Source organism: Sphingomonas sp. P4_G2 (assembly GCF_056401155.1).
The window spans coordinates 187,015-210,463 of sequence record NZ_JBFUJY010000004.1; the positions used below are offsets into that span (position 1 = coordinate 187,015).

The window sequence follows — 23,449 nt, forward strand, 5'->3', positions numbered from 1 at the left end:
CCTCCCTCTCCCGCATGCGGGAGAGGGATAACGGCTCAAAACACCGACTTCGACTCTGTCCCCATCATCGCCCCACGCACCAGCGGGATCGGCGGGCCGCCATAGGACAGGAACTGGTCGTGGAACTGCTTCCACGCCTTGCGTCCGCCGCGGGTCGTGGTCCAGTCGTCGCGCAGCTTGCGGATCATCAGCTTGCCGAGCGTGTAGTTGAGATAGGCCGGATCATAGGTCCCGCGCGCCGCTTGCTGGTCCGAATTGCCTTCGTCCTGATAGCATTGCTCGCGGAACATCTTGAACGAGTCCGCCTGAGTCATGCCGCGCGCATGCATGCCGATCGCCGACAGGAAGCGGCAATCGCGCAGCAAGGCGTTGGACAGTTCGCCGATATGCGTCTCGGGATCGCCATTCCCCAGCCCGGCATCCCACATCATCTCCTCGGCATAATGCGCCCAGCCCTCGGCATAGGCATAGCCGACGAACAACTGGCCGAAGAGCGAGGGCGAGCGGTTGGCGTGGAGGAACTGGACGAAATGCCCCGGCATCACTTCGTGCACCGAAGTGAAGAGCAGGTCCATCTTGCCCGGCACGAAGCCGAGTTGCTTGGCCTTGGGCCAGCTCGGGTCGGGCGGCGAGATGTAATAGACCGATGGGATGCCTTTATCGAACGGCCCCGGCGGATCGATATAGGCCGAATTCTGCCGGTTATAGGGCGGACTTTCCTCGACCAAAGCCTGTTCGGTGCCGGGGATCGAGACGATGTCGTGCGACACCACGAACTGGCGCAGCATCGGGATCTGGCGCCGCGCCTCGGCGACCGGATCGTTGCCGGCGGGCTTGTTGGCGGACATCTTGTCCATGCACGCCTGGATTGTCTTCTTCGGCGCATATTTGGCGCAGGCTTGCTTGAGCGCCTCCTGGTTCTTGGCCAGGTCCGCCTTGCCCGCGGCCTCGAGCTGATCGAGCGGGGTATCGACGCCCTCCGTTTCGGCGAGCATGCGCTGGAACTTCTCCGGCCCCAGCGCGAAATCCTTGGTCGCGGTCTTCTTCTGATTGCCGAGCCATTTGGCCAGGTCGCCCGTCACCACCGCGGCGGCTTCGGAGGCGTCCTTCAGATCCTTCTGCATCTTCTTGTCGTGGACGCTCGCAAACGCTTTACGCGCGTCGCCGCGATAATAGTCCGCGAATCCGCTGAACGCCGCGACGCCGTATTTGATGAAGCTCTCGGGCATCGGCGTGCGCAGATTGGTTCGGATGTTCCACACCGCCGACGGCACCTGGCGGAAGAACTTGATCAGCGCTTCCATCCGCACTTTCGCTGGCGCGTAAGGCCGCGCGATATAGGTGTTGGGATCGAGGCCGTTGCCGACATAATAAGCCGGGTTGGTGTGCGGCTGATCGGCATCCTCCAGCCAGAACAGCTTGCCGCGCGCGACCTGGACCAGATAGTCGCGCTCGAACGCATCCTCCTTGGACAGCTTGGCCTTGTCGAACGCTTGGGCGTCGGTGATCGCCTTGTGCAGGAAGTCTGCCTGTGCCTTCAGCCCCGACGGGCTCCAGTCGGGCATCACGCCGTCAAATTCATGCTTGCCCTGATAGACCGCAAACGCGGGGTCGAGCTTGAACCAGCCGTTGATGAAGCCGTCGCGGAATTGTGCCCATTGCGGCGAGGGGGCCGTAGGCACTGCCGTCGTGTTGACGACACTGGTTTCGTTGACGTTGGTCGCGTTGACATTGGTGGAGTTGGTGGACGAATGACACGACGCCAGCGCGATGCAGGCGACCGCGCCCAGCAGCTTGAACTTCATTGGACTCTCCGAACCTTATCGGTGGGAGTGCTGCCAGATTGCGCGGCGCGACGCCAGTGCGCTTGCTCCACATCAACCCCGCGGGCGCTTATTTGAGCGGAACGACGACCTCGTTGGGATTAACCACGTTAAGCTGCTTGCGCGTCAGTTCGTCGGCCATGTCCGGATCGACCTTGTTTGGGTCGAGCAACTGGACGCGGTTGGCGAGCACCGTCTGCTTCTGCTTGAGCTCGGCAAGCTGCTGCTGCTTCTTGGCGAGCAGGCGCTGGTAGTCGCCATAGGCCAGCGCGCCATTGCTGCCGACGACCGCATAGGTGCCGAAAAACGCCATGATCCCCAGCGCGAGCGCGGGAAAGGCGGCACGACGAAAAACGGAACCGAAGGTGGTGCGGCGGCGGGACGACATCTTGGGATAGCCTTGTCGCTCACCACGACTCGCGGATCAAGCTAGTATTTAACCATAAATCGCCGAATCGAATCGGATTGGCGATGAATTGAATCGCGAGTGGCTGGCGAGCAACAGGCCAAGTCGTCACGCCGCTCTTTCCGGCTCCAACCCCACAACGGAACATAGCCGTCGCCGCAAGTTGGATGCCGACGAGCCCGGCATGACGACGCAGGTCTTACTTCCCGCGGATCACACTCCGCCCCGCAAACACCGCGACGTCGCCCAGTTCCTCTTCGATCCGGATCAGCTGGTTGTACTTGGCCAACCGGTCCGACCGCGCCAGGCTGCCGGTCTTGATCTGTCCGCAATTGGTGGCGACCGCGAGGTCGGCGATCGTCGAATCCTCGGTCTCGCCCGAGCGGTGCGACATCACCGCGGTGTAGGAATTGCGCTGCGCCATCGACACCGCCACCAGGGTTTCGGTCAGCGTGCCGATCTGGTTGACCTTGACCAGGATCGAATTGGCGAGGCCGCGCTCGATCCCGTCCGCCAGCCGCTTGGGATTGGTCACGAACAGATCGTCGCCAACCAATTGGACCTTGTCGCCGACCATGTCGGTCAGCGCCTTCCAGCCCTCGAAATCGTCCTCGGCCATGCCGTCCTCGATCGAGATGATCGGGTATTTGGCGACCAGGTCGGCATAATAGCCGGCCATCTCCGCCGGGGTCAGCACCTTGCCCTCGGCCGAGATGTGATATTTGCCGTCCTTGAAGAACTCGGTCGAAGCCGGATCGAGCGCCAGCATGACGTCGTCGCCGGGCGTGTACCCTGCCCCTTCGATCGCCCGCATGATGAAGTCGAGCGCGTCGGTCGTGTTGGCGATGTCGGGCGCGAAGCCGCCTTCGTCGCCGACTCCGGTCGACAGGCCCTTTTCGTGAAGCATCTTCTTGAGCGTGTGGAAGATTTCCGACCCGGTGCGCACCGCCTCGAACAGCGACGAAGCGCCGACCGGCATGATCATGAATTCCTGGAAGTCGATCGGGTTGTCGGCATGCTCGCCGCCATTGATGATGTTCATCATCGGCACCGGCAGGACATGCGCGTTGACGCCGCCGACATAGCGATAGAGCGGCAGCCCGCGCGCATCGGCCGCGGCCTTGGCGGTCGCCAGGCTGACGCCCAGGATCGCGTTGGCGCCGAGCCGGGCCTTGTTGGGCGTTCCGTCGAGCGCGATCATCGCGGCGTCGACCTCGGCCTGATCCTCGGCATCGAACCCGAGCAACGTGTCGGCGATCTCGTTATTGACTGCGTCGACTGCTTTCTGGACGCCCTTGCCCGACCAGCGGCTCTTGTCGCCGTCGCGCAGTTCGACCGCCTCGTGCGCGCCGGTCGAGGCGCCCGAGGGCACTGCCGCGCGACCGAACGACCCGTCCTCGAGCATCACTTCGACCTCGACCGTGGGATTGCCGCGGCTGTCGATGATCTGGCGGCCGTGAATGTCGATGATTGCGGTCATGGAACGGTCTTCCTAGATTGGGGGTAATAGGAATTGGATTGGGGCGTCGCGGCGGCGCTCTAACGGCTTCGCGCGCGGGCGGCAAATCGCTTGTCCCGCCTGACGGAACCGGCAAGCGTCGCCTTGGTTGTCGATATGGAACAAGGATTGTCGACGTCCGTCGACAACGAACCAGTAAGGAAGAGTACCATGGCCGATACCGCATCGAACGAGACGCCGAACGGGACCGCCGGCGGGACGACTGGTGACAAGCCCAACGCGACCCAGGCACTCAAGGACAATGTGATCAAGTTCGCCAACGACGCGGGCGAAAAGGCGAAAGGCTATGCCGAGGATGGCAAAAGCCGCGCCGGCACCGCGCTCGACGAGCTGGCGAAGATGCTCCAGGAGGCCGCGGGCACGGTCGATGAGAAGGTCGGCGAGCAATATGGCCAATATGCCCGCTCCGCCGCCGACGCGGTCGCCAATTTCTCCGGCGCGCTCAAGGAAAAGCAGGTCGACGACATTATCGACGATGCGCGCGAATTCGTGAAGAAGAGCCCGGCGGTCGCGATCGGCACCGCCGCCGCGATCGGTTTTGTCCTGGCACGGTTGGTCAAGGCAGGGCTCGACGGCCAGGCCGACAAAGCGTCGGACAAGCCGTCGAACGACACCAAAGCCTGATTCGAGCGGCCGCGCGTGGAGGGGGAACCGCAGCCCGACGACAGCATCACGTCGCTGGTCAGCCGACTGATCGACGATGGCGAGAATTTCGTTCGGGCGGAGGTCAAACTCTATCGCGCGCGGCTGTTCTCGCGGCTGGACGAGGCGCGCAACGCGATCCTGCTCGGGATCGGCGCGCTGGTGCTGGCCCAGGCGGTGCTGGTGGCAGCGCTGGTCGGGTTGCTGATGACTCTGCGCTGGCTGGTCGGCCCCGGCTGGGCGACGTTGATCGTCGTCGGTGGCGGCGCGCTGGTCACCGCGATCATGGCCTGGAGCGCCTGGCTGCTGGTCAAGAAGGCGACCGAGATCAAGGACAAGGACGAGCGGCCGTGAATTTGATCGACGACGAACTGGTGAAGGCGGAGGCCAATTCCATCGATGCGCGGCGTCAGCTCGCCCAAACGGTCGTCGCGCTGCAATCCAGACTCAAGCCCAGCGCCCTTGCACGCGACGCGGTCGAGGAACTGAAAGAAGTCGGTGGCGAAATGGCGCGGTCCGGAATCGAGTCGGTGAAGCGCAATCCCCTGCCCGCCGTCGGCGTCGCCGCGCTGTTGACCGCATTTTTCGCGCGCAAACCGCTCGCACGGCTGCTCCGAAGGCAACCGACCGACGCATGAAGAGTTCGACCCCATTGAGAGGGACATGACTATGACCGAGACAGCAGAACCGCAGGGCACAGTGAACAAGCAAGGTGGCCGTATGGAAAATGCATTGGCGACGGCACGTGGCGCGACCAACGACGCGCTCCATGAAACGCGCAAGGCCGCAGAACGCGCCGGCAAGGCGATCGAGGCCAACCCGCTGGCGGTGATCGCCGGCGGGATCGCGATTGGCCTGGCGGCGGGCGCGTTGCTGCCCAAGACCAAACGCGAGACCGAGTTGCTCGGCTCCGTCGGCAAGCGCCTGACCGGTGTCGCGGCCGGCGCCGCCGAAGCCGCGCGCGACGCGGCCAAGGCAGAGCTCGGCTCGCTGCCGCTCAGTAAGGACGCGGCAAAAGCGCAGGTTTCGAAGCTGATCGACCAGGTGGCCAAAGCGGTGTCGAGCGCGGGAGAAGCGGCGCTCAACGGCAGCCCTGTCGCGGCCGCGGAGATCAAGCCGGCGAAGAAGTCCAAATAGGCGCTTCAACGCTGCAGCGCAGCGCGTTATGGGGTGGAGCCATGAGCAAGCTCCACCTCGTGTTCGGCGGTCGCGTCAAGGATCCGCGAACGCTCGACTTCGATCAAACGACCGTCGAGGTCGTCGGCATCTTTCCCGATTACGCCAGCGCCGAAAAAGCTTGGCGCGCCGCCGCGCAGCGGACGGTCGACGATGCCGAAATGAAGTTCGTGGTCGTCCACCTCCACCGCTTGCTCGAGCCCGATCCAGAGTTGCAGGCGCCGCACGCTTAAGAACGATTGCCAGATGTTATCGGCTTCTAGCTGAGGTTGCCCCCTTACGCCTTGCGATATCGCCACAGCAGCAACGGGCGCGCCAGAATCAGGCCGACGATGAACCCGCCGATATGCGCGCCGATCGCAACCGGCTGGCCCATCATGGTGGTGAACCCGATCAGCAGATTGATGCCCGTCCAGGCCACTCCGAGCCACAAAGCATGGATCAGGCCGGCAGGTAGCGGGCCGACGCCTGGCGTGCGGCTCCCGCCGTACAGCATCGCATAGGCCGCCACGAGCGCGGAGATTGCTCCGCTCGCGCCGATCATCGGCATGACCGCGCCCGGATCCTGCGCCCATTGCCCCGCCGCTGCGGCATAGGCGCCGATCACATAGAGCGCCGCAACGCTGACCGATCCAAGCGCACGCTCAGCCTCGCGTCCGCAATAGACCAGCATCACCATGTTGAAGAACAGATGCATCCACCCGCCATGCAGTAAGGTGGCGCTGAGCGGAGTCAGCCAGACGGGCACGAGCCAGCCGGCATAATTGGCGATCGGCACGTCGGGAACGCGGCCGGGAATGAACCCGCCAGTCACCGCCGCCACGTCGGGCGCGACGAACAGGATCGCGCACACCGACACGGCGACGGTCAGGATCGCGATCCCGTGCGTCGCCGGCGCGTCGCGGAATTGCATCTGGTTTAGATGAACTCGATCTTGGCGACGACGTAATAGCGGTCGCCGGCCGGCACCGATACTTCGACCTCGTCATCGACCTTGCGGCCGATCAGCGCGCGGCCGAGCGGCGAATTGTACGAGATGCGGCCACTCTTGGCGTCCGCCTCGGTCTGGCCGACGATCTGGTACTTAACCGGCTTCTCGTCGTCGTCGAGCAACGTCACCGTCGCGCCGAACACGACCTTGTCGCCCGACAATTCGGTCGGATCGATGATCTGCGCGCGGCTAAGCTTGTCCTCGATATCGGCGATCGATGCCTCGATCTGGCCCTGCCGCTCCTTGGCGGCATGGTATTCGGCGTTTTCCGACAGGTCGCCGTGCGCACGCGCTTCCTCGATCGCATCCACGATGTGGGGGCGTTCGTCTTTGAGACGGCGCAGATCCGCAGTGAGCTTTTCATAGCCCTCTTGCAGCATCGGCATCTTCTCAACAGTCGCCATAACCCCTGGTCCCTCGTTCCAAATATCCATCCCCAAGCGACCCCTTCCCGGAACCGCCCGCACCTGTTTCTCTTGTGAGGGGATCAATTGTGCGAGTGCGAATGATAGGATTGCAACGGCCGAACTTCAAGTGACCGTGTTGCAAGCGCGACAATAGCCTTCGCAGCTTCGACCGATGCCGAGGCCGTGGTGAAGTGCGGAATCTTCTGCGCGACCGCCGCCTGGCGGATCGGCTGCGAGTCCTTGAGCGACTGCCAGCCCTCGGTCGTGTTGAAGATCATGTCGATCCCGCCGTCCTTGATCCGGTCGACGATATGCGGACGTCCCTGCGCGACTTTGTTGACGCGCTCGACCGGCACGCCATGCTCGCTGAGATAATCGGCCGTGCCGCCGGTCGCGACGACGGTGAAGCCGAAATCGGCCAGCGCACGGGCGCCCGGCAGGATGACCGGCTTGTCGCTGTCCTTGACGCTGATGAACACCGTACCGCTCTCGGGCAGGATGGTTCCTGCGCCGAGCTCGGCCTTGCCGAACGCCGCGGTGAAATCCTGATCGATTCCCATGACTTCGCCGGTAGACTTCATTTCCGGTGAGAGGACTGGATCGATCCCCTGGAAGCGATTGAACGGGAACACGGCTTCCTTGACCGCGAAATAGCCGATGTTGCGATCGATTACCGGCAGGTCCTTGAGTTTCTCGCCCGCCATCACCCGGCTGGCGATCTTGGCGATCGGCGATCCGATCGCCTTGGCGACGAACGGCACGGTGCGGCTGGCGCGCGGATTGACCTCGATCAGATAGACTTTGCCGTCCTTGACCGCGAACTGGATATTCATCAGGCCGACGACGTTGAGCGCGCGCGCCAGCAGGTCGGTCTGGCGCTCGATCTCGGCGATGATGTCCGCGGGCAGGCTATAGGGCGGGATCGAGCAGGCGCTGTCGCCCGAATGGACCCCGGCTTCCTCGATATGCTGGAGCACGCCGGCGACCACGACGTCGGTGCCGTCGCAAATCGCATCGACATCGACCTCGATCGCGTCGCGCAGATATTGGTCGATCAGCACCGGCGAATCGCCCGATACCTGGACCGCGGTCTGGATGTAATCGTCGAGCTGCTGGGTGCCGTCGACGATCTCCATCGCGCGGCCGCCGAGGACATAGCTCGGGCGCATGAGCACCGGATAGCCAATGCGTTCCGCCACCGCGACCGCCTCGTCGCGGCTGCGCGCGATGCCGTTGGCGGGCTGGTGCAGGCCAAGCTTGTTGACCAGGGCGGCGAAGCGCTCGCGGTCCTCGGCCAGGTCGATCGCGTCTGGGCTGGTGCCGAGGATCGGGATGCCGGCCTTTTCCAGCGCGCGCGCCAGGTTGAGCGGGGTCTGCCCGCCGAACTGGACGATCACGCCGACCAGTTCGCCCACCTGCTGCTCGGTATAGAGGATCTCGAGCACGTCCTCGGCGGTCAGCGGCTCGAAATAGAGCCGGTCCGAGGTGTCGTAATCGGTCGACACCGTCTCCGGGTTGCAATTGATCATGATTGTCTCGAACCCGGCATCGGCCAGCGCGAAACAGGCATGGCAACAGCAATAGTCGAACTCGATCCCCTGCCCGATCCGGTTCGGACCGCCGCCCAGGATGACGATCTTGCGCCGCGTCGACGGCTGGCTCTCATCCTCGGGCTCACCGAAGCTCGGCGCCTCATAGGTGGAGTACATGTACGGCGTCTTGGCGTCGAACTCGGCCGCGCAAGTGTCGATGCGCTTGAACACCGGGCGCACGCCCAAGCGATGGCGCAGCGCCCTCACCTCGTCTTCGTTGACCCCGCCGGCCATCGCCTTGACTGCTTCGTGGATCAGCCCGCTGCGCGCCGGGAAACGGTCGCGTAAACCCACCGACTGCACAGCGAGATAGGCGAGCCGCTTGTCGCTGAAGCCCATCGACTTGAGCCGGCGCATGCCTGGCGCGTCCTGCGGTAGGCCGTTGGCGATCACTTCGCTTTCGGCGGCAATGATTTCTTCGATCCGTTCGAGGAACCAGGGATCGTATTTGGCGATCGCGTGGATCTCGGCGACGGTGAAGCCTTCGCGCAGTGCCTGCGCCGCGACCAGCAGCCGGTCCGGAGTCGCGACCGCCAGCGCCGCCTCGATCTCGTCGCGCGGCGCACCGATCAGCCGGTCGACGGTGTTGAACCCCGACAGCCCGGTCTCGAGCCCACGCAATGCCTTTTGCAGCGATTCGTGGATGTTGCGGCCGATTGCCATCACTTCGCCGACCGACTTCATCGCGGTCGACAGCACGGCTTCGGCGCCCTTGAACTTCTCGAAGGCGAAACGCGGGATCTTGGTGACGATATAGTCGATCGTCGGCTCGAAGCTGGCCGGGGTCGCCCCGGTGATGTCGTTGATGATCTCGTCGAGCGTATAGCCGACCGCCAGCTTGGCCGCGACCTTGGCGATCGGGAAGCCGGTCGCCTTCGACGCCAGCGCCGACGAGCGCGACACGCGCGGATTCATCTCGATGACGACGAGGCGGCCGTCCTTCGGATTTACTGCGAACTGAACGTTGGAACCACCTGTTTCAACACCGATTTCACGCAGCGTCGCGATCGACGCGTTGCGCATGATCTGATATTCCTTGTCGGTCAGCGTCAGTGCGGGCGCGACGGTGATCGAGTCGCCGGTGTGGACGCCCATCGGATCGATATTCTCGATCGAGCAGACGATGATGGCATTGTCCTTGCGGTCGCGAACGACCTCCATCTCGTACTCTTTCCAGCCGAGCAACGATTCCTCGATCAGCACCTCGGTGGTCGGGCTGGCGTCGAGCCCCTTACGGACGATGTCGATGAACTCGTCCTTGTTGTAGGCGACGCCGCCGCCAGTGCCGCCTAGCGTGAAGCTCGGGCGAATGATCGCCGGCAGACCGACTTTCTCCAGCCCTTCCAGCGCCTCGGCTTCCGAATGCGCGATCGCCGAACGCGCGCTTTCGAGACCGATCTTGGTCATCGCGTCCTTGAACTTGAGCCGGTCCTCGGCCTTGTCGATCGCCTCGGCATCGGCGCCGATCATGATCACGCCGAATTTCTCGAGCGTGCCGTCCTGCGCGAGCGCCAGCGCGGTGTTGAGCGCGGTCTGCCCACCCATCGTCGGCAGCACCGCGTCGGGCCGCTCCTTCTCGATGATCTTGGCGACGACGCCAGGCGTGATCGGCTCGATATAGGTCGCATCGGCCAGATCGGGATCGGTCATGATCGTCGCCGGGTTCGAATTGACCAGGACGATGCGATAGCCCTCTTCGCGCAGCGCCTTGATCGCCTGTGTGCCCGAATAATCGAACTCGCACGCCTGGCCGATGACGATCGGCCCGGCGCCGATGACGAGGATCGAGGAAATGTCAGTGCGTTTGGGCATTAGTGAGCGAACTCGATAAGGGTCTGAAAGGCTGAGCCACCGACGTTCGAACTTGTGTCCAGGTCGACGTGGAGCATCTCGATCGATCTAGGTTCGCACACGGAGCGGAGGTCCTCGATCTGCCGGGCAATATCGTCGGATTTCGGAATGCACGCCTGCTTCGGGTAGAGAAAGCCGCTCTCCCAGCCGTCTAGGTTGACATATCCGTGCTTGCCGAGAGTGCCCGCGAGTTCGCGCAACGCCGTAGGCGCACCGTTCAGATAATAGGTCAACCACAAGCTTGCGCTGGAGAAATCCGGTTTTTCCAAGGACACCGCCAGCTCCTGCTCAATTTTGGAGTGCTGGGCGGCATCAAGGGTCACTTCAGTCCCCCGACAAACTTCTCGAACAGATAGAAGCTGTCCTGCGGCCCCGGGCTCGCCTCGGGGTGGTATTGCACGCTGAACGCCGGGTGGTCGGTCAGTTCGAGCCCAGCATTCGAGCCGTCGAACAGCGACACATGCGTCTCGCGGGCATTGGCCGGCAGGCTGTCACGTTCGACCGCGAAGCCGTGGTTCATGCTGGTGATCTCGACCCGGCCGTCGCTGAGGCGCTTGACCGGATGGTTGGCGCCGCGATGGCCCTGGAACATCTTGGTCGTGCTCGCGCCCACGGCTAGCCCGAGCAATTGGTGGCCGAGGCAGATACCGAACAGCGGGATGTTGGTTTCGAGCAATTGCTGGATCACCGGCACGGCGTACTCGCCGGTCGCGGCGGGATCGCCCGGGCCGTTCGACAGGAACAGGCCGTCGGGCTTGAGCGCCATCACCTGATCGAACGTCGCGGTGGCGGGGACGACGCTGACCTTGGCGCCGGCCTTGACCAAATTGCGGTAGATGTTGCGCTTGGCGCCGTAATCGATCGCGACGACGTGGGGGCGGTCATCCTCGCGTCCTTCGTCGCCATAGCCGAATCCCAACCGCCAGACGCCGCCTTCCCAGCCGTAATCCATCTCGGTGGTGACCGCGATCGCGAGGTCCATGCCCTCAAGCCCAGGCCAGGCGCGCGCCATGTCGAGCAGCAAGGGCACGTCGAACTTGCCGTCGGCAGCATGCGCGATGACGCCGTTGGGCGCGCCACCGGTGCGGATCCGCTTGGTCAGCGCGCGCGTGTCGATCCCCGACAGACCGACCCGCGCATGGCGCTTCATCCAGTCATCGAGCCGCTCGACCGAGCGGAAGTTCGACGGCGCGGTGACATCCTCGCGCACGATCATGCCGAGCGCGTGGGGCATGTCCGCCTCGATATCGTCGGGATTGGCGCCGACATTGCCGATATGCGGGAAGGTGAAGGTGATGATCTGACCGGCGAAGCTCGGGTCGGTCATGATCTCCTGATAGCCGGTCATCGCGGTGTGGAAACACACTTCGCCGACCGCCTGTCCCTCGGCACCGAAGCCGCGGCCCCACACTATTTCCCCGGACGCCAGAACTAGGCATCCAGTCGCTCCTGCGGGCACGTCGAAAGGCTTGGCGTCGGCCATTGCGGGCGGGCACTCCGTTTGGTTTGGGCAGCGATGTCGCTAAGGCCCGGCAGCTAGACCCCCCACCCCCTCGCGTCAACCGGCTCGCGTCGCTATGTGGGCTCCATGATAAGAGATGACATCAAAACAGCGCTGATCACCGCCATGAAAAGCGGCGACAAGCAGGGCACAGCGGCGATCCGCCTGATCCAGAGCGCGATCAAGAACCGCGACATCGAGGAGCGCGTCAAAGCGCAACCGACCGAGGACGACACACTCGTCACCGAAGTCCTGCAGAAAATGGTCAAGCAGCGCCGCGAATCGATCGAGATGTACGTGAAGGGCGGTCGCCAGGAACTCGCCGATGTCGAGCAAGGCGAGATCGACATGATCGAGCGGTTCCTGCCCGCGCAGATGAGCGAGGCGGAGACCAGCGCGGCGATCGAGGCGATCAAGGCCGAGCTGGGCGCGTCGGGCATGAAGGACATGGGCCGCGTGATGGCGGAGCTTAAGGCTCGGCATGCACAGAATCTGGATATGTCCAAGGCGAGTGGGCTGGTGAAGGCGGCGCTGTCGTAACTAGCTCCAATTTGGAGACATCCCCTCCCCTAGCCCCTCCCGCAAGCGGGAGGGGAATAGTAGGTTAGCGGCCTGGGAAAACTTAACTCCCCTCCCGCCTGCGGGAGGGGTTGGGGGAGGGCATGTCGGACAAAAACTATCAACGTCCCACGCGACGGTCGCGCGAACTCCGCGCCAATATGACGCCCGCGGAACGCAAGCTTTGGGCGCGGCTTAGCGCCCGCAAGGTCGCCGGCGTCCGCTTCAACAGGCAGTTCCCGATCGGCGAGTTCATCTGCGATTTTGTGTCCCGGGGCGCCAAGCTTGTGATTGAAGTCGATGGCGCCACCCACGGGGAAAGCGAGCGAGCGGACGCCGAGCGAACCCGCTTCATCGAAGGACACGGCTATCGCGTGATTCGGTTCTGGAACAACGAGGTCATGGGCAACGTCGAAGGAGTCGTTTCTGAGATCGAGCAAGTCCTTCGTGACATGCCCTCCCCTAACCCCTCCCGCAAGCGGGAGGGGAATTGCTAGCGCCGCCCTCCACAACGACCCGCACGCCAATCCCGCAATTCAGACACCTCCATCGCCCCCCATCGTACCCGCCTCCCGTTCGGTCAGGATGCGGTCGATCAGGCCCCATTGCATCGCTTCTTCCGCCGTCATGAAGCGATCTCGGTCCATCGCGGCCTCGAACTCCTCATAGGTCCGACCGCAATGCTCGGCATAGAGCCGGGTCATGCGCTGCTTGGTGCGAAAGATTTCCTCGGCGTGGATCAGCATGTCCGACGCCTGTCCCTGGAAGCCGCCCGACGGCTGGTGGATGAGGATACTGGCATTGGGCAAGGCGGCGCGTTCGCCGGGTTCGCCGGCCATCAGCAGAAACGAGCCCATCGATCGCGCCGTCCCCATGCAGAGCGTGTGAACCGGTGCGCGGATATATTGCATGGTATCGTACATCGCGAGGCCGCTGGTCACCACGCCGCCGGGTGAATTGATGTAGAGCTGGATCGGCTTCCGGGGGTTTTCGGCCTCCAGGAACAGCAATTGCGCGCAGACGAGCGCGGCCACGGCGTCGTTCACTTCCCCGTTGAGGAAGATGATCCGCTCGCGCAGCAGGCGTGAATAGATATCGAACGAGCGTTCGCCGCGACTGGATTGCTCGATGACCATGGGGACGAGTTGCATCGCTTCGCGCATCGGCGAACTCCTAAATGCTGGAATTTTTTGCTGGCGGGCCGAGGCGTCAGGCGGCGAGCATCATCAAAGGGCCGTTATTGTTCGCCGCCGGCACCTTGCGTGGCGCCAACCGCGCATCCGTCAGGCCGTGAACCACCCTGAGGATCGAGCCGCCGTCCGTGCCGGGCCTGACGTGGAAGGTGACAATGCTTTCGAGGAACGGCGGTTCGCCGTCGCGAATCGCATAGCGGATTTCCTCGCCAGGGGCGGTGGAGACCGGATCGGCATCGGCCAGATCCTCCTCGGGCAGCCATTTGTCCCGAAAGCCGGGGATACTGATCGCTCGCCAGACCTTTTCGGGCGGAGCATCGAGTTCGTATTCGAACACCAGAATCTCGGCCTGCTTTTCGGGCTCGGTACCGCTCATTGATCCATGTCCTTCAGCAAGATCTTCAACGCATCGATCCGCGCGGGCCAATAAGCGCGGTATTTGGTCAACCATGTAGCGATCAGCGCCAGCCCCTCCGGGTCGACCTCATAGTTCACGAAACGCCCCCGCCGCTCTTCGCGAACGAGCCGTGCGGTGCGCAGCACGGCAAGGTGCTGGGACATTGCCGGCTGGCTGATCTTCATGCCGTCCCGCAAGGCGCTGGCGTTCATGCTGCCGCTCGCCAGCTTCTCGAAGATCGCGCGGCGGGTAGGGTCGGCCAGAGCCTTGAACAGCTCATTCTCAATCATGTCGACAGATAAGCGCATACTTATCTGATTGGCAATGCCGAAATCGAGATTTCGCCGCAGTTGCCAAACCCCACGGCTATGCGCCAATAGCGTGATATAATGCGCGGGTGAGTCTTACCCCCGCCTTTCTCGACGAACTCCGCGCGCGAACCCTGCTGTCCGCGCTGGTCGGAAAGACCGTCAAGCTCACCAAGGCGGGTCGCGAGTTCAAGGGCTGCTGCCCGTTCCACAGCGAAAAGACGCCGAGCTTCTACGTCAACGACGACAAGAGCTTCTATCACTGCTTCGGCTGCTCGGCGCATGGCGATGCGATCCGCTGGATGACCGAACAGCAGGGGCTGCCGTTCATCGATGCCGTCAAGGAACTCGCCCAGGCCGCCGGCATGGAAATGCCCGCGCAGGACCGCCAGTCGGTCGAACGCGCCGAGCGCGCCAAGGGCCTGCACGACCTGATGGCCGACGCCGCGCAATTCTTCACCGACCAATTGAACGGCATCGCCGGTGCGGAAGCGCGGTCGGTATTGGAGAAGCGCGGCATCAAGGCGGAGACCGCGCGCACCTTCGGCATGGGCTATTCGCCCGATTCGCGGGGCAAGCTGCGCGAGGAGCTCAAGAGCTATGGCGACCCCGCGCTGATCGAATCGGGTATGTTGATCAAGGTCGACGACAAGGAGCCGTACGATCGTTTCCGCGGGCGATTGATGATCCCGATCCGCGACGCGCGCGGGCGCGTGATCGCGTTCGGCGGGCGCGTGATTGGCCAGGGCGAGCCCAAATATCTCAATTCCCCCGACACGCCGCTCTTCGACAAGGGCCGCACGCTCTACAATCTCGACCGCGCCGCACCCGCCAGCCGCAAGTCCGGCCGGATCATCGTGGTCGAGGGCTATATGGACGTGATCGCGCTCGCCCAGGCCGGGTTCGGCGAAGCGGTGGCGCCGCTCGGCACCGCGCTGACCGAGCACCAGTTGGAGCGGCTGTGGCGGCTGGCTGACGTGCCGATCCTCTGCTTCGACGGCGATTCGGCCGGGCAGAAGGCCGCGATCCGCGCGGCGTTGCGCGCCCTGCCCGGCCTCGCCCCCGGACGCAGCCTGCGATTCGTGACCTTGCCCGAGGGACAGGATCCGGACGACCTGGTCCGCGCTCGCGGTCCCGCGGCGTTCGAGGCGTTGCTGGAAAAACCCGAGTCGCTGGTCGACCGATTGTGGGCGCACGAACATGCCGCCGAGCCGCTCGACACGCCCGAACAACGCGCAGGGCTCAAGCGCCGGCTGATGACTCATGCCGAGACGATCGCCGATCCCGACGTGCGCCACGAATATCAGGCCGAATTCCGCCGCCGCATCGATGACCTGTTCGCCCGCCCGCAACGCGATTTCACCCCGCGCCAGTTCACGCCACGCAAGCCAGGCACCAAATGGGTGCCTCCCTTGCCCCCGGCCACATCCCAGGCCAAGGCGGTGCGTGCCGCCGGGATCGACCGGCTGCTGGCCAAGGCCGTACTCGCGGGATTGATCCGCCATCCCACGGAAATCGCTCGCCATATGGAAGTGCTCGGCAGCCTGAAACTGGCCGACGGCGCACTTGGACGATTGTTCGAAGCCGTGGTCGATCTGGCGCTCGAGGACCGAGCGCTTGATAGCCAGCGCCTGATCACCATATTGGGCTCATCAGGACTTGGTCAGATAACCACAGATCTGCTGAGAGCCGATGCCACTCCCTATTCGTTTACCCAGGATGGTGCAGAGCCCGAACGGGCCAGCGCCGATCTTGACGAGGCGATAGCGATCATGGTGGCGCGGCCCGAAGTCGATGCGGCGCTGGCGCAGGCGACATCCGAACTGGAAATTTCCGCGTCGGATGAAGCTTTCCAACGGCAAATGGAACTGTTGCGCGAGCAACGAGCTTTGGAACTGCGGCTTGCAAATCTGATACAAGCGAACAATGACGCGTAAAATTACGCATCGAGCGTAAAACCGAGGGCATTTGATGGTGAAGACGACTATGGCGGAAGCGGCAGAACCGGCTGAGACGGGCGACGCTCCGCTGATCGATCTCAACGATGCGGAAATCAAGAAGCTGGTCGCCCGCGCCAAAAAGCGCGGGTACATAACCGTCGACCAGCTCAACGAGATGTTGCCGCAGGACCAGATGTCCTCCGAGCAGATCGAGGACGTGATGTCCGCGCTCAACGAAATGGGCGTCAACGTCGTCGAGAATGACGAGGGCGGCGAGGACGGCGAGGATCAGAAGGACGAGGACGAAGATATCGATCCGGTCGATTCGTCCGAGGAAAACGCCCCCGCGCTCGAGACCAAGAAAAAGGAAACGATCGACCGCACCGATGACCCGGTGCGGATGTACCTGCGCGAGATGGGCGCGGTCGAATTGCTCAGCCGTGAGGGTGAGATCGCAATCGCCAAGCGGATCGAGGCCGGCCGCGACACGATGATTCTCGGCCTGTGCGAATCGCCGATCACGTTCAACGCGATCATCGACTGGTCGACCGCGCTCAACGAAGGCACGATGCAGTTGCGCGAGATCCTCGATCTCGACGCGATGCTGTCCAAGGGCCCGTCGGCCGAGCAGGTCGAAAGCGCCGAGGACGACGATTCGGGCGAGATCAGCGAGAAGACCGCCGGCGCCAGCTTCAAGGAAGAGGAAGAGCCCGAGGAGGTCCAGGCGGCCGACGAGGACGAGGACGACATGACCGAGCGTCGTGCGCCGCGCATCTCGGACGACGAGGAAGAGGACAACACGCTCAGCCTCGCCCAGATGGAAGAACAGCTCAAGCCATTGGCGCTCGAGCGGTTCGCCAACATCACCTCGATCTACAAGAAATTCTCCAAGATGCAGGGGCAGCGCCTCGACGCGATGGGCGCCGGTGGCGAACTGTCGGCAGCCGAGGAGCGCAAGTACCAGAAGCTGCGCGAGGACCTCACCGCCGAAGTCGAGAGCGTCCAGTTCCACCAGGCGAAGATCGAATATCTGGTCGACCAGCTCTACAGCTTCAACCGGCGCCTGACTGCGCTGGGCGGGCAGATGCTGCGTCTGGCCGAGCGCCACAAGGTCGCCCGCGCCGATTTCCTCAATCGCTATCAGGGTCACGAGCTCGACGATTCGTGGCTGACGACGGTGGGCAGCCTCGACAAGAAGTGGACCGCCTTCGCTACGAACGAGGTCGGCGCGGTCGATCGCATCCGCGGCGAGATTTCGGAAATCTCGCAGCAGACCGGCATGGCGCTTCCCGAGTTCCGCCGCATCGTCAACATGGTGCAAAAGGGCGAGCGCGAGGCGCGGATCGCGAAGAAGGAGATGGTCGAGGCCAATCTCCGCCTCGTGATCTCGATCGCCAAGAAATACACCAACCGCGGGCTGCAATTCCTGGATTTGATCCAGGAAGGCAATATCGGTCTGATGAAGGCGGTCGATAAGTTCGAATATCGCCGTGGTTACAAATTCTCGACCTATGCGACCTGGTGGATCCGCCAGGCGATCACCCGCTCGATCGCCGACCAGGCGCGGACCATCCGCATCCCGGTCCATATGATCGAGACGATCAACAAGCTGGTGCGGACCAGCCGCCAGTTCCTCCACGAGCAGGGCCGCGAGCCGACGCCCGAGGAAATGGCCGAGCGCCTGTCGATGCCGCTCGAAAAGGTCCGCAAGGTGATGAAGATCGCCAAGGAACCGATCAGCCTCGAGACGCCGATCGGCGACGAAGAGGATTCGCATTTGGGCGATTTCATCGAGGACAAGAATGCGGTCATCCCGGTCGATGCCGCGATCCAGGCCAACCTCAAGGAAACGGTGACCCGCGTGCTCGCATCGCTCACCCCGCGCGAGGAACGCGTGCTGCGCATGCGCTTCGGCATCGGGATGAACACCGACCACACGCTCGAGGAAGTCGGCCAGCAGTTCAGCGTGACCCGCGAACGTATCCGCCAGATCGAGGCGAAGGCGCTGCGCAAGCTCAAGCACCCGAGCCGGTCGCGCAAGATGCGGAGTTTCTTGGACCAGTAAGTTCAAGCACCGAACGAAAAAGAGGCCGCGACGGGAAACCGCCGCGGCCTTTTTATTGGCCGTTATCGCTCAAAACCCCTCTCCCGCTCGCGGGAGAGGGAGGGGCCCGCCGCCGAAGGCGGTGGGAGGGTGAGGGTCTTCTTACTTCTTCTGTCCCGGCACCCGCGCCTCGAAGAAGAAAGAAGACCCTCACCCAACCTGCACCGGGTGAACAGCGCCCCGCGCTGTTCAGGTCATGCCGGGGGCATGACCGACCCGGTACACCCGAAAGCGGGAGAAGGCTATGAGCCCCACTATTTCAACGGCAGGAACAGCTCCGCGACCGCGTCGTGGACCGGCTCGTCCGGAGAAAAGGTAAGATACCGCCGGCAATAGATCGGAAAGTCCCGCACGTCCTCGCCACTCGCCGGCAACCAATCGCGATAAAGGAACAGCGCGGCGGGCTCCATATTGTTCGTGGCGCCGACGACGCGCAGCACCGCGCAACGTCCGCCGGGGATCACACCGGCCTTCATCCCCTCATCATTCGGCGCGATCGGCTGGTCGGTTCCGACACACAGATCCATGCTGTAATCGGCCGCGACCGCGGGCGTTCGCTCGGACCGGAAGACGTTGATGGTCGGGCTGGTCGCGGGCGACAGGCCGGCGGCTTTACGCCAGGCGATGAACCGCTGGATGGTGTCGCCCAGCGTCGCCCGGTCGCCCCGGTGCTCCATGATCGCCACCGGCATCGGCGGCACATCGCGGATCGTCACGTCGTCATGGGTAAAACTATGTTGCATGAGCTTGCTCCTCGCATTGTCGAGAGGCCCGAAGGCCGCAAGCCACGGCTCCCAATCGGGAGATTTCCGGAACGACGATGGCGATTGCCCGAACCGTTGCCGAAAGGCGCGGGCAAAGGCGTCGGGCGCGTCATAGCCGGCGTCCATCGCGATGTCCGTGACGCTGTCCGCACTGCAATGGGCGAGTTGGTGCGATGCACGCTTCATCCGGGCAAGCTGGACATAGCGATGCAGGGACAGTTCGAACGTCGCCATGAACTGACGGTGGAAATGGAATTTCGAGAAAGCCGCGACGCGGCTCACCGTTTCCAGATCGAGATCCCCGTCGAGATGCTGGTCGATATAGTCCAGCACGCGCTGCATCCGGTCCTGATAATTCTGAAGCGCCGCCTTCATCGTCCTTCCTCCGTGGCGGCACCAGCTAGTCGCTCATGGCTCTCGCTTGCTCGACCGATCTTGCGGTTCGGGATGGATCGATCGCAAGTGCGTAACGCGCCCGGGGCGCTCGCGATCACGCCCGCTTCAAAACGCCACGTATGGTCCGCCAACGCCTCCGGCGGGCCGGCCCTCGATCGCGGTATAGACCGTTCGTCCAAAGAAGAACGGCACGCCGAAATCGAAGCTGTTGGCGAACGGGAGCGGCGGTTTGACCAGCGTCGGATTGACGCCGAGCCCGGGGCGACGGTCGATGACCCGGACACGTTCAGCGGGCTGTACAGCTCGAACGCCCCACTCGCGGTCACGCCGTTGGTCGCGGTCAGCAAAGGCGACAGCGGCGTCGGCATCGGCGGACAGTAAAAGGCGATCAGGCCAGCGTCGGTGCAGGGGTTCAGGCTGGTGTCGATGAAATAATAATCGTTGCTGCCGCTGTCGACGAAGCTCTGAGTCAGCTTCTTGCCATTATAGGTTGCGGCGAGCGTCCCCGGCCCCAGCTGGCTCGTCGAGGTAGTCAACGGCAACACATTGGCCGCGCTCAAGCTGTTATCGGCCTGCGTTCCGATGCCGAAGGTCACAGTGCCGGTCAGCGAGGTCGCGCCGGACTGCGCCACCGCCGGCAGCGATATGATCGTTCCGTTATTGTCGGAGGCGAAAGCCGCGACCGGATTGGGCAATTGCTGGAACGGCGCGGCAGCGTTCGCCGCGCGCGCGATCACGCTGCTGCAGCCACTGCTTGGGCAATCATAATAGATCGCGCCCGACGAGCCGCCATTGACCGTGCAAAAGCTGCCGCAATCGGTGGTGGTCGTACCGACGCCGATAATCCCGTTGGCGCCGAAATCCTGCACCGTCTGGATCGCGGTGCCGCCACCCGAGGAGCAGCTCGAGGGCACGCTGGCGAAGGTCCCGCTGTCGCCGATCGCCTGAAACGGCATGTTGGCGACCTTCTCCCCCGCGATCGAGAAATCGGCCGTTCGCACCGAGCCGAAGGCATAGGAATTCACGTACTGATAGCATTCGCCGACCGGATTGCTCGACGCGTCGGTTTCGGTCGGCAGCGCGGCGAGCAGGCCCGCGTTGAGCACGGGCTTGATGATACGCAAGCCGACCGAGCCGGTGTCGAGGATGACATGGTCGATCGTCTGGCAATTGATCGTCGAGCCCGGTGCACAGATGGTGACCGAGACATAGGGCTCGTTGAACGCGGTATACGCGCCGGTCCCGGTATTGAGCGCGGCCGGACCCGCATCCAGCGTGACCGTGGCGGTGTTGGCCGTGGGAGTCGGTGTCGGCGTGGGAGTCGGCGTTGGTGTGGGTGACGGCGTGGGGCTCGGCGTCGGCGCGGCGGCGATGGGCGTCGAGGATCCGGTGCCTCCCCCGCCGCACCCGACGAGCGCCAATGCGATCATCAGCCCGCCGAGATGTTTGCGGACCTTCACGGTTGTGTCGCCAGATCGTCGATTGAGAAGCCGGCCGGCGCCAGCGAGGGCACGAACGCCACTCCGTGGAACCAGCCCATATGGCCGCCGGCCTGGATCTGCAGATCGCGCTGCGCGACCTGCGGAGGACGGCGCAGCGAGTGCATTTGTCGCGCCGTCGCGACGCTATTAGACTGGAAGGTCGAGAAATACGGTCCGAACAGAGTCTTGAGATCGGGCTTGCCCGGGCCGGACCAGGTCACCGCGAAGACCGTTCCGGCGGCATTGGTGAACTCGCGCACCGAACCGCCATTCGGACGCGTCATTTCATGGCGCGTGTAGCGACCCATAGCGACCGACTTCATGCTGACGGCCATTCGCCCGCGATCCTCGGTGACGCTGGACATCGCGCCCCCGAGCTTCGCCGATGCAGCGGTGGAGAGAAACAGGCAGCTTGCCGCGAGGCCGAGGGCACCAACGCGATGGATCAGAGACACGGTCGAACAACCCTCCAAACGCAACATCGCTGCGCACGTTGATCTCGCCGCGAACGATCGGCAGCGTATTCCTCGCCGGTGGCGAGTCAACGTCCATTTGGGTGGCGAATCTCGGCCGCCGCCCAAGCCAGGAGGCTGTTGTTTTCTGCCGGTCTTATGTCTTCACGTCGCTGTACACCGCGACGCTTGGCGCCACCGGGTCGAGCAGTATCCATAGAGCGATACCGGTCGCAACGACCAGCAATGCCGCCACCATCGTCAGCGCGCGTCGCGGTTCGGGCATCAGCGGCAAGAGCAACACCGCGCTGATCGCTAGCGGAATCGCGGCAACCATCGGCATGCCAGGACCCACCGCCTGCAGCAGGAAGAATCCGAACCCGAGCATATAGCCGACACCCAGCGTCGCCGCGACGATCGTCGCAGCGATGCCAACGCTCCTTCCAGCGTAACGATCGATCGCCAGCGCCATCCCGCCAAGCATCAAGGGCATCGCGAAGGGGTAGGATGCCGTGGGCGCCAACGCCTGCATGACGACGCCGAGCGCCAGCAACGGAATCGCCGCCCCGGCGATGCTCCCCACCCCCGACGGAAGCCAATGGCGGATTGTCAGGAATGTGGCGAGACAGACGAGCAAGGCCTGAACCTGAAGCCGGGGAATCGCCGCGAGCCTGTCGTAATAATGGTTGTTTGCGCCGAACCCGATCGACACCATGTTGACGAGATACAACCACGCCATCGCGATAACGATCAGCGCGAGCAGCATACCCGTCCCCTTGGCGACCTCTCCGATCGTCGCACGCCGCCACGCTGCCGCGCCATAACCCAGCCCGCCGATCCCCAGGAACACCCAGCCCAGCGCCGCCGGATAGCTGACGAAGAACAGGCCGTAAGCGTCGAAGAACGTGCGGTCGGCCGCCCTGCCCGGCAGCACCGGCGCATCGGCCAGCGCGCGCGTCAAATCGAGCGTCTGGCGTCCCATGTCCTGCAACGCACCCTGGTCAAGCGCGTCGGGAGTTGCCAGCGGCGAATGATAGAGACCCGCGCGGCCGATGAACGCGAAATTGAATCCCGGATAGCCGAGTTTCTTGGCCACGGTCAGGTCGGTCGAATTGGGCAGTTTCTTGTAGATGAACACGCTGAGCGACGTCGCCACCGGCCGGCGCACAGCCTGTCCGAACAGGTCCATCATCGCGCCATTGTCGCTGCCCGTCTCGAACATCGATGCGCGCCCGCCGCCTCCGCGCGTCTCGAGATTGACGATCACGCCGACATGCGCGCGGCGCGAATCGGTGGCGAAGAACGCTTTCGCGCCTTCCAGCCCGAGTTCCTCGCCGTCGGTCAGCAGCACCATCACGTCTCGGCGCGGCTGGCCGCCCGCCTTGATCGCACGAATCGTCTCCAGCACCGATGCCACGCCCGCGCCGTCATCGGCAGCGGCGGGCGATCCCCAGACGCTGTCGTGATGGGCCATCAACAGGACCGCGGGTTGCGCGCGATCGCGACCGGGCAGGATCGCGATGATATTGGTAAGCGGCGGCGCGGGCGCGACTGCCTTGCTCCAACCATCGAGGCGCTTTTTGGCCGCGGTGCTCATCGTGCCGGTGGCGGTGGCGACTTCCAGGCCCATGCCTTTAAGACGTGCGACCAAATAGGCACGGACTTGCGCGTCCTCGGCGCTGCCAGTCGGATGCGGCGCGCGGCCGATCACGCGAACGTCCGTCATTGCCCGAATCGCCGAGAAAAGTGTGGTGGGCGCATCGGCGGGCACCGGCCCCGGCGGCGTTGTCGCCACGATCGCCAGGATCACCGCACCGGCCAGCGCGATCACCGCCGCCCACCATCTCGTCATGGCGTTCCTCCCCCGTCTCGACGCAATTGCTACAGGCGACCGGCGGGACCGGCAAGAATGCGCGCCGGCAAAGGGGCTGCCAAGGGGCTGCGCCGA

The 23,449-nt window shown here is 63.8% G+C and carries 24 protein-coding genes; 9 read left to right on the plus strand and 15 right to left on the minus strand.

Translation table 11 applies throughout. The annotated features are described in order from the left end of the window. Positions 1-35 precede the first annotated feature (35 nt). From AC1DRD_RS12995 to eno, 3 genes are all read right to left on the minus strand, one after another. On the minus strand, positions 36-1,805 hold the full coding sequence (locus AC1DRD_RS12995; protein ID WP_478041695.1) for a DUF885 domain-containing protein: 1,770 nt from the start codon (positions 1,803-1,805) through the stop codon (positions 36-38). Positions 1,806-1,893: 88 nt separating this feature from the next. Beyond that, complete coding sequence (locus AC1DRD_RS13000; RefSeq protein WP_066827655.1) at positions 1,894-2,211, minus strand: FtsB family cell division protein; 318 nt, start codon at positions 2,209-2,211, stop codon at positions 1,894-1,896. Positions 2,212-2,428: 217 nt separating this feature from the next. Further along, entirely contained in the window at positions 2,429-3,709 is a 1,281-nt protein-coding gene (eno, locus tag AC1DRD_RS13005; RefSeq protein ID WP_478041697.1) for a phosphopyruvate hydratase, read from the minus strand. Between the two features lie 189 nt (positions 3,710-3,898). Between eno and AC1DRD_RS13010 the strand changes: the two genes are divergently transcribed. Genes AC1DRD_RS13010 through AC1DRD_RS13030 form a run of 5 tightly spaced genes read left to right on the plus strand, consistent with a single transcriptional unit; the run spans position 3,899 to position 5,799 of the window. Then, a complete protein-coding gene (locus tag AC1DRD_RS13010; protein WP_478041699.1) occupies positions 3,899-4,372 on the plus strand; it encodes a hypothetical protein in 474 nt (157 codons plus the stop codon). Between the two features lie 15 nt (positions 4,373-4,387). Further along, complete coding sequence (locus AC1DRD_RS13015; protein WP_478041701.1) at positions 4,388-4,744, plus strand: phage holin family protein; 357 nt, start codon at positions 4,388-4,390, stop codon at positions 4,742-4,744. After that, positions 4,741-5,028, plus strand: a complete 288-nt coding sequence (locus AC1DRD_RS13020; protein WP_478041703.1) for a DUF3618 domain-containing protein — start codon at positions 4,741-4,743, stop codon at positions 5,026-5,028. The genes AC1DRD_RS13015 and AC1DRD_RS13020 overlap by 4 nt, the downstream gene beginning before the upstream one ends. Before the next feature lie 31 nt (positions 5,029-5,059). Next, positions 5,060-5,527, plus strand: a complete 468-nt coding sequence (locus tag AC1DRD_RS13025; protein WP_478029194.1) for a hypothetical protein — start codon at positions 5,060-5,062, stop codon at positions 5,525-5,527. Positions 5,528-5,568: 41 nt separating this feature from the next. Continuing rightward, the gene (locus AC1DRD_RS13030) at positions 5,569-5,799 is read left to right on the plus strand and encodes a DUF4170 domain-containing protein (protein WP_066810542.1); all 231 of its coding nucleotides are present in this window, start codon (positions 5,569-5,571) and stop codon (positions 5,797-5,799) included. Positions 5,800-5,843: 44 nt separating this feature from the next. Here the strand turns inward: AC1DRD_RS13030 and AC1DRD_RS13035 are convergent, their stop codons facing one another. The 5 genes from AC1DRD_RS13035 to carA form a co-directional block, all read right to left on the minus strand. After that, positions 5,844-6,479: a rhomboid family intramembrane serine protease gene (locus AC1DRD_RS13035; RefSeq protein WP_478041704.1), complete on the minus strand. Its 636-nt coding sequence runs from the start codon at positions 6,477-6,479 to the stop codon at positions 5,844-5,846. Between the two features lie 5 nt (positions 6,480-6,484). Continuing rightward, positions 6,485-6,961 (minus strand): transcription elongation factor GreA, encoded by a 477-nt coding sequence (gene greA, locus AC1DRD_RS13040; RefSeq protein WP_478029196.1) that lies wholly within the window; start codon positions 6,959-6,961, stop codon positions 6,485-6,487. A gap of 83 nt (positions 6,962-7,044) precedes the next feature. Continuing rightward, positions 7,045-10,368 carry a carbamoyl-phosphate synthase large subunit gene (gene carB, locus AC1DRD_RS13045; RefSeq protein WP_478041705.1) on the minus strand — a complete coding sequence of 1,108 codons (3,324 nt, stop codon included), beginning with the start codon at positions 10,366-10,368 and terminating at the stop codon, positions 7,045-7,047. After that, positions 10,368-10,730: a hypothetical protein gene (locus tag AC1DRD_RS13050; protein ID WP_478041706.1), complete on the minus strand. Its 363-nt coding sequence runs from the start codon at positions 10,728-10,730 to the stop codon at positions 10,368-10,370. Before AC1DRD_RS13050 ends, carB begins: the two co-directional genes overlap by 1 nt. Next, positions 10,727-11,890, minus strand: coding sequence for a glutamine-hydrolyzing carbamoyl-phosphate synthase small subunit (carA, locus tag AC1DRD_RS13055; protein WP_478041707.1), 1,164 nt, complete (start codon positions 11,888-11,890; stop codon positions 10,727-10,729). The genes AC1DRD_RS13050 and carA overlap by 4 nt, the downstream gene beginning before the upstream one ends. A gap of 105 nt (positions 11,891-11,995) precedes the next feature. Here carA and AC1DRD_RS13060 point away from each other — a divergent pair, with 105 nt between their 5' ends. Together AC1DRD_RS13060 and AC1DRD_RS13065 are read left to right on the plus strand one after the other, a co-directional pair. Beyond that, complete coding sequence (locus tag AC1DRD_RS13060; protein ID WP_478029200.1) at positions 11,996-12,448, plus strand: GatB/YqeY domain-containing protein; 453 nt, start codon at positions 11,996-11,998, stop codon at positions 12,446-12,448. A 122-nt stretch (positions 12,449-12,570) separates the two neighbouring features. After that, positions 12,571-12,963 (plus strand): endonuclease domain-containing protein, encoded by a 393-nt coding sequence (locus AC1DRD_RS13065; RefSeq protein WP_478029201.1) that lies wholly within the window; start codon positions 12,571-12,573, stop codon positions 12,961-12,963. Positions 12,964-13,002: 39 nt separating this feature from the next. On the opposite strand, the gene AC1DRD_RS13070 is transcribed toward AC1DRD_RS13065, so the two are convergent. The 3 genes from AC1DRD_RS13070 to AC1DRD_RS13080 are packed head-to-tail and all read right to left on the minus strand — an operon-like array spanning position 13,003 to position 14,433. Continuing rightward, a complete protein-coding gene (locus AC1DRD_RS13070) occupies positions 13,003-13,629 on the minus strand; it encodes an ATP-dependent Clp protease proteolytic subunit (RefSeq protein ID WP_478041708.1) in 627 nt (208 codons plus the stop codon). A 46-nt stretch (positions 13,630-13,675) separates the two neighbouring features. After that, positions 13,676-14,035 carry an SRPBCC family protein gene (locus AC1DRD_RS13075; RefSeq protein WP_478041709.1) on the minus strand — a complete coding sequence of 120 codons (360 nt, stop codon included), beginning with the start codon at positions 14,033-14,035 and terminating at the stop codon, positions 13,676-13,678. Beyond that, positions 14,032-14,433 carry an ArsR/SmtB family transcription factor gene (locus AC1DRD_RS13080; protein WP_478041710.1) on the minus strand — a complete coding sequence of 134 codons (402 nt, stop codon included), beginning with the start codon at positions 14,431-14,433 and terminating at the stop codon, positions 14,032-14,034. Before AC1DRD_RS13080 ends, AC1DRD_RS13075 begins: the two co-directional genes overlap by 4 nt. Before the next feature lie 20 nt (positions 14,434-14,453). On the opposite strand from AC1DRD_RS13080, the gene dnaG reads away from it, so the two are divergent. Both dnaG and rpoD read left to right on the plus strand, forming a co-directional pair. After that, entirely contained in the window at positions 14,454-16,301 is a 1,848-nt protein-coding gene (gene dnaG, locus AC1DRD_RS13085; RefSeq protein ID WP_478041711.1) for a DNA primase, read from the plus strand. Positions 16,302-16,335: 34 nt separating this feature from the next. Continuing rightward, complete coding sequence (gene rpoD, locus AC1DRD_RS13090; RefSeq protein ID WP_478029206.1) at positions 16,336-18,369, plus strand: RNA polymerase sigma factor RpoD; 2,034 nt, start codon at positions 16,336-16,338, stop codon at positions 18,367-18,369. A gap of 293 nt (positions 18,370-18,662) precedes the next feature. Here rpoD and AC1DRD_RS13095 read toward each other — a convergent pair whose 3' ends face one another. The 4 genes from AC1DRD_RS13095 to AC1DRD_RS13110 form a co-directional block, all read right to left on the minus strand. Continuing rightward, a complete protein-coding gene (locus tag AC1DRD_RS13095) occupies positions 18,663-19,547 on the minus strand; it encodes an AraC family transcriptional regulator (RefSeq protein ID WP_478041712.1) in 885 nt (294 codons plus the stop codon). Further along, complete coding sequence (locus AC1DRD_RS13100; RefSeq protein ID WP_478041713.1) at positions 19,544-21,028, minus strand: DUF3443 family protein; 1,485 nt, start codon at positions 21,026-21,028, stop codon at positions 19,544-19,546. Before AC1DRD_RS13100 ends, AC1DRD_RS13095 begins: the two co-directional genes overlap by 4 nt. After that, complete coding sequence (locus AC1DRD_RS13105; protein ID WP_478041714.1) at positions 21,025-21,504, minus strand: DUF2844 domain-containing protein; 480 nt, start codon at positions 21,502-21,504, stop codon at positions 21,025-21,027. Before AC1DRD_RS13105 ends, AC1DRD_RS13100 begins: the two co-directional genes overlap by 4 nt. Before the next feature lie 154 nt (positions 21,505-21,658). Further along, a complete protein-coding gene (locus tag AC1DRD_RS13110; RefSeq protein WP_478029210.1) occupies positions 21,659-23,353 on the minus strand; it encodes a M28 family peptidase in 1,695 nt (564 codons plus the stop codon). Between the last annotated feature and the right edge of the window lie 96 nt (positions 23,354-23,449).

What these genes read in the sequence shown, in the direction of transcription:
- AC1DRD_RS13070 (WP_478041708.1), bottom strand. Translation starts at nt 13,629, where the DNA reads ATGCGCGAAGCGATGCAACTCGTCCCCATGGTCATCGAGCAATCCAGT.
- AC1DRD_RS13035 (WP_478041704.1), bottom strand. Translation starts at nt 6,479, where the DNA reads ATGCAATTCCGCGACGCGCCGGCGACGCACGGGATCGCGATCCTGACC.
- greA (WP_478029196.1), bottom strand. Translation starts at nt 6,961, where the DNA reads ATGGCGACTGTTGAGAAGATGCCGATGCTGCAAGAGGGCTATGAAAAG.
- rpoD (WP_478029206.1), top strand. Translation starts at nt 16,336, where the DNA reads ATGGTGAAGACGACTATGGCGGAAGCGGCAGAACCGGCTGAGACGGGC.
- AC1DRD_RS12995 (WP_478041695.1), bottom strand. Translation starts at nt 1,805, where the DNA reads ATGAAGTTCAAGCTGCTGGGCGCGGTCGCCTGCATCGCGCTGGCGTCG.
- carB (WP_478041705.1), bottom strand. Translation starts at nt 10,368, where the DNA reads ATGCCCAAACGCACTGACATTTCCTCGATCCTCGTCATCGGCGCCGGG.
- carA (WP_478041707.1), bottom strand. Translation starts at nt 11,890, where the DNA reads ATGGCCGACGCCAAGCCTTTCGACGTGCCCGCAGGAGCGACTGGATGC.
- eno (WP_478041697.1), bottom strand. Translation starts at nt 3,709, where the DNA reads ATGACCGCAATCATCGACATTCACGGCCGCCAGATCATCGACAGCCGC.
- AC1DRD_RS13000 (WP_066827655.1), bottom strand. Translation starts at nt 2,211, where the DNA reads ATGTCGTCCCGCCGCCGCACCACCTTCGGTTCCGTTTTTCGTCGTGCC.
- AC1DRD_RS13065 (WP_478029201.1), top strand. Translation starts at nt 12,571, where the DNA reads ATGTCGGACAAAAACTATCAACGTCCCACGCGACGGTCGCGCGAACTC.
- AC1DRD_RS13060 (WP_478029200.1), top strand. Translation starts at nt 11,996, where the DNA reads ATGATAAGAGATGACATCAAAACAGCGCTGATCACCGCCATGAAAAGC.
- AC1DRD_RS13030 (WP_066810542.1), top strand. Translation starts at nt 5,569, where the DNA reads ATGAGCAAGCTCCACCTCGTGTTCGGCGGTCGCGTCAAGGATCCGCGA.
- AC1DRD_RS13110 (WP_478029210.1), bottom strand. Translation starts at nt 23,353, where the DNA reads ATGACGAGATGGTGGGCGGCGGTGATCGCGCTGGCCGGTGCGGTGATC.
- AC1DRD_RS13095 (WP_478041712.1), bottom strand. Translation starts at nt 19,547, where the DNA reads ATGAAGGCGGCGCTTCAGAATTATCAGGACCGGATGCAGCGCGTGCTG.
- AC1DRD_RS13075 (WP_478041709.1), bottom strand. Translation starts at nt 14,035, where the DNA reads ATGAGCGGTACCGAGCCCGAAAAGCAGGCCGAGATTCTGGTGTTCGAA.
- AC1DRD_RS13010 (WP_478041699.1), top strand. Translation starts at nt 3,899, where the DNA reads ATGGCCGATACCGCATCGAACGAGACGCCGAACGGGACCGCCGGCGGG.
- AC1DRD_RS13025 (WP_478029194.1), top strand. Translation starts at nt 5,060, where the DNA reads ATGACCGAGACAGCAGAACCGCAGGGCACAGTGAACAAGCAAGGTGGC.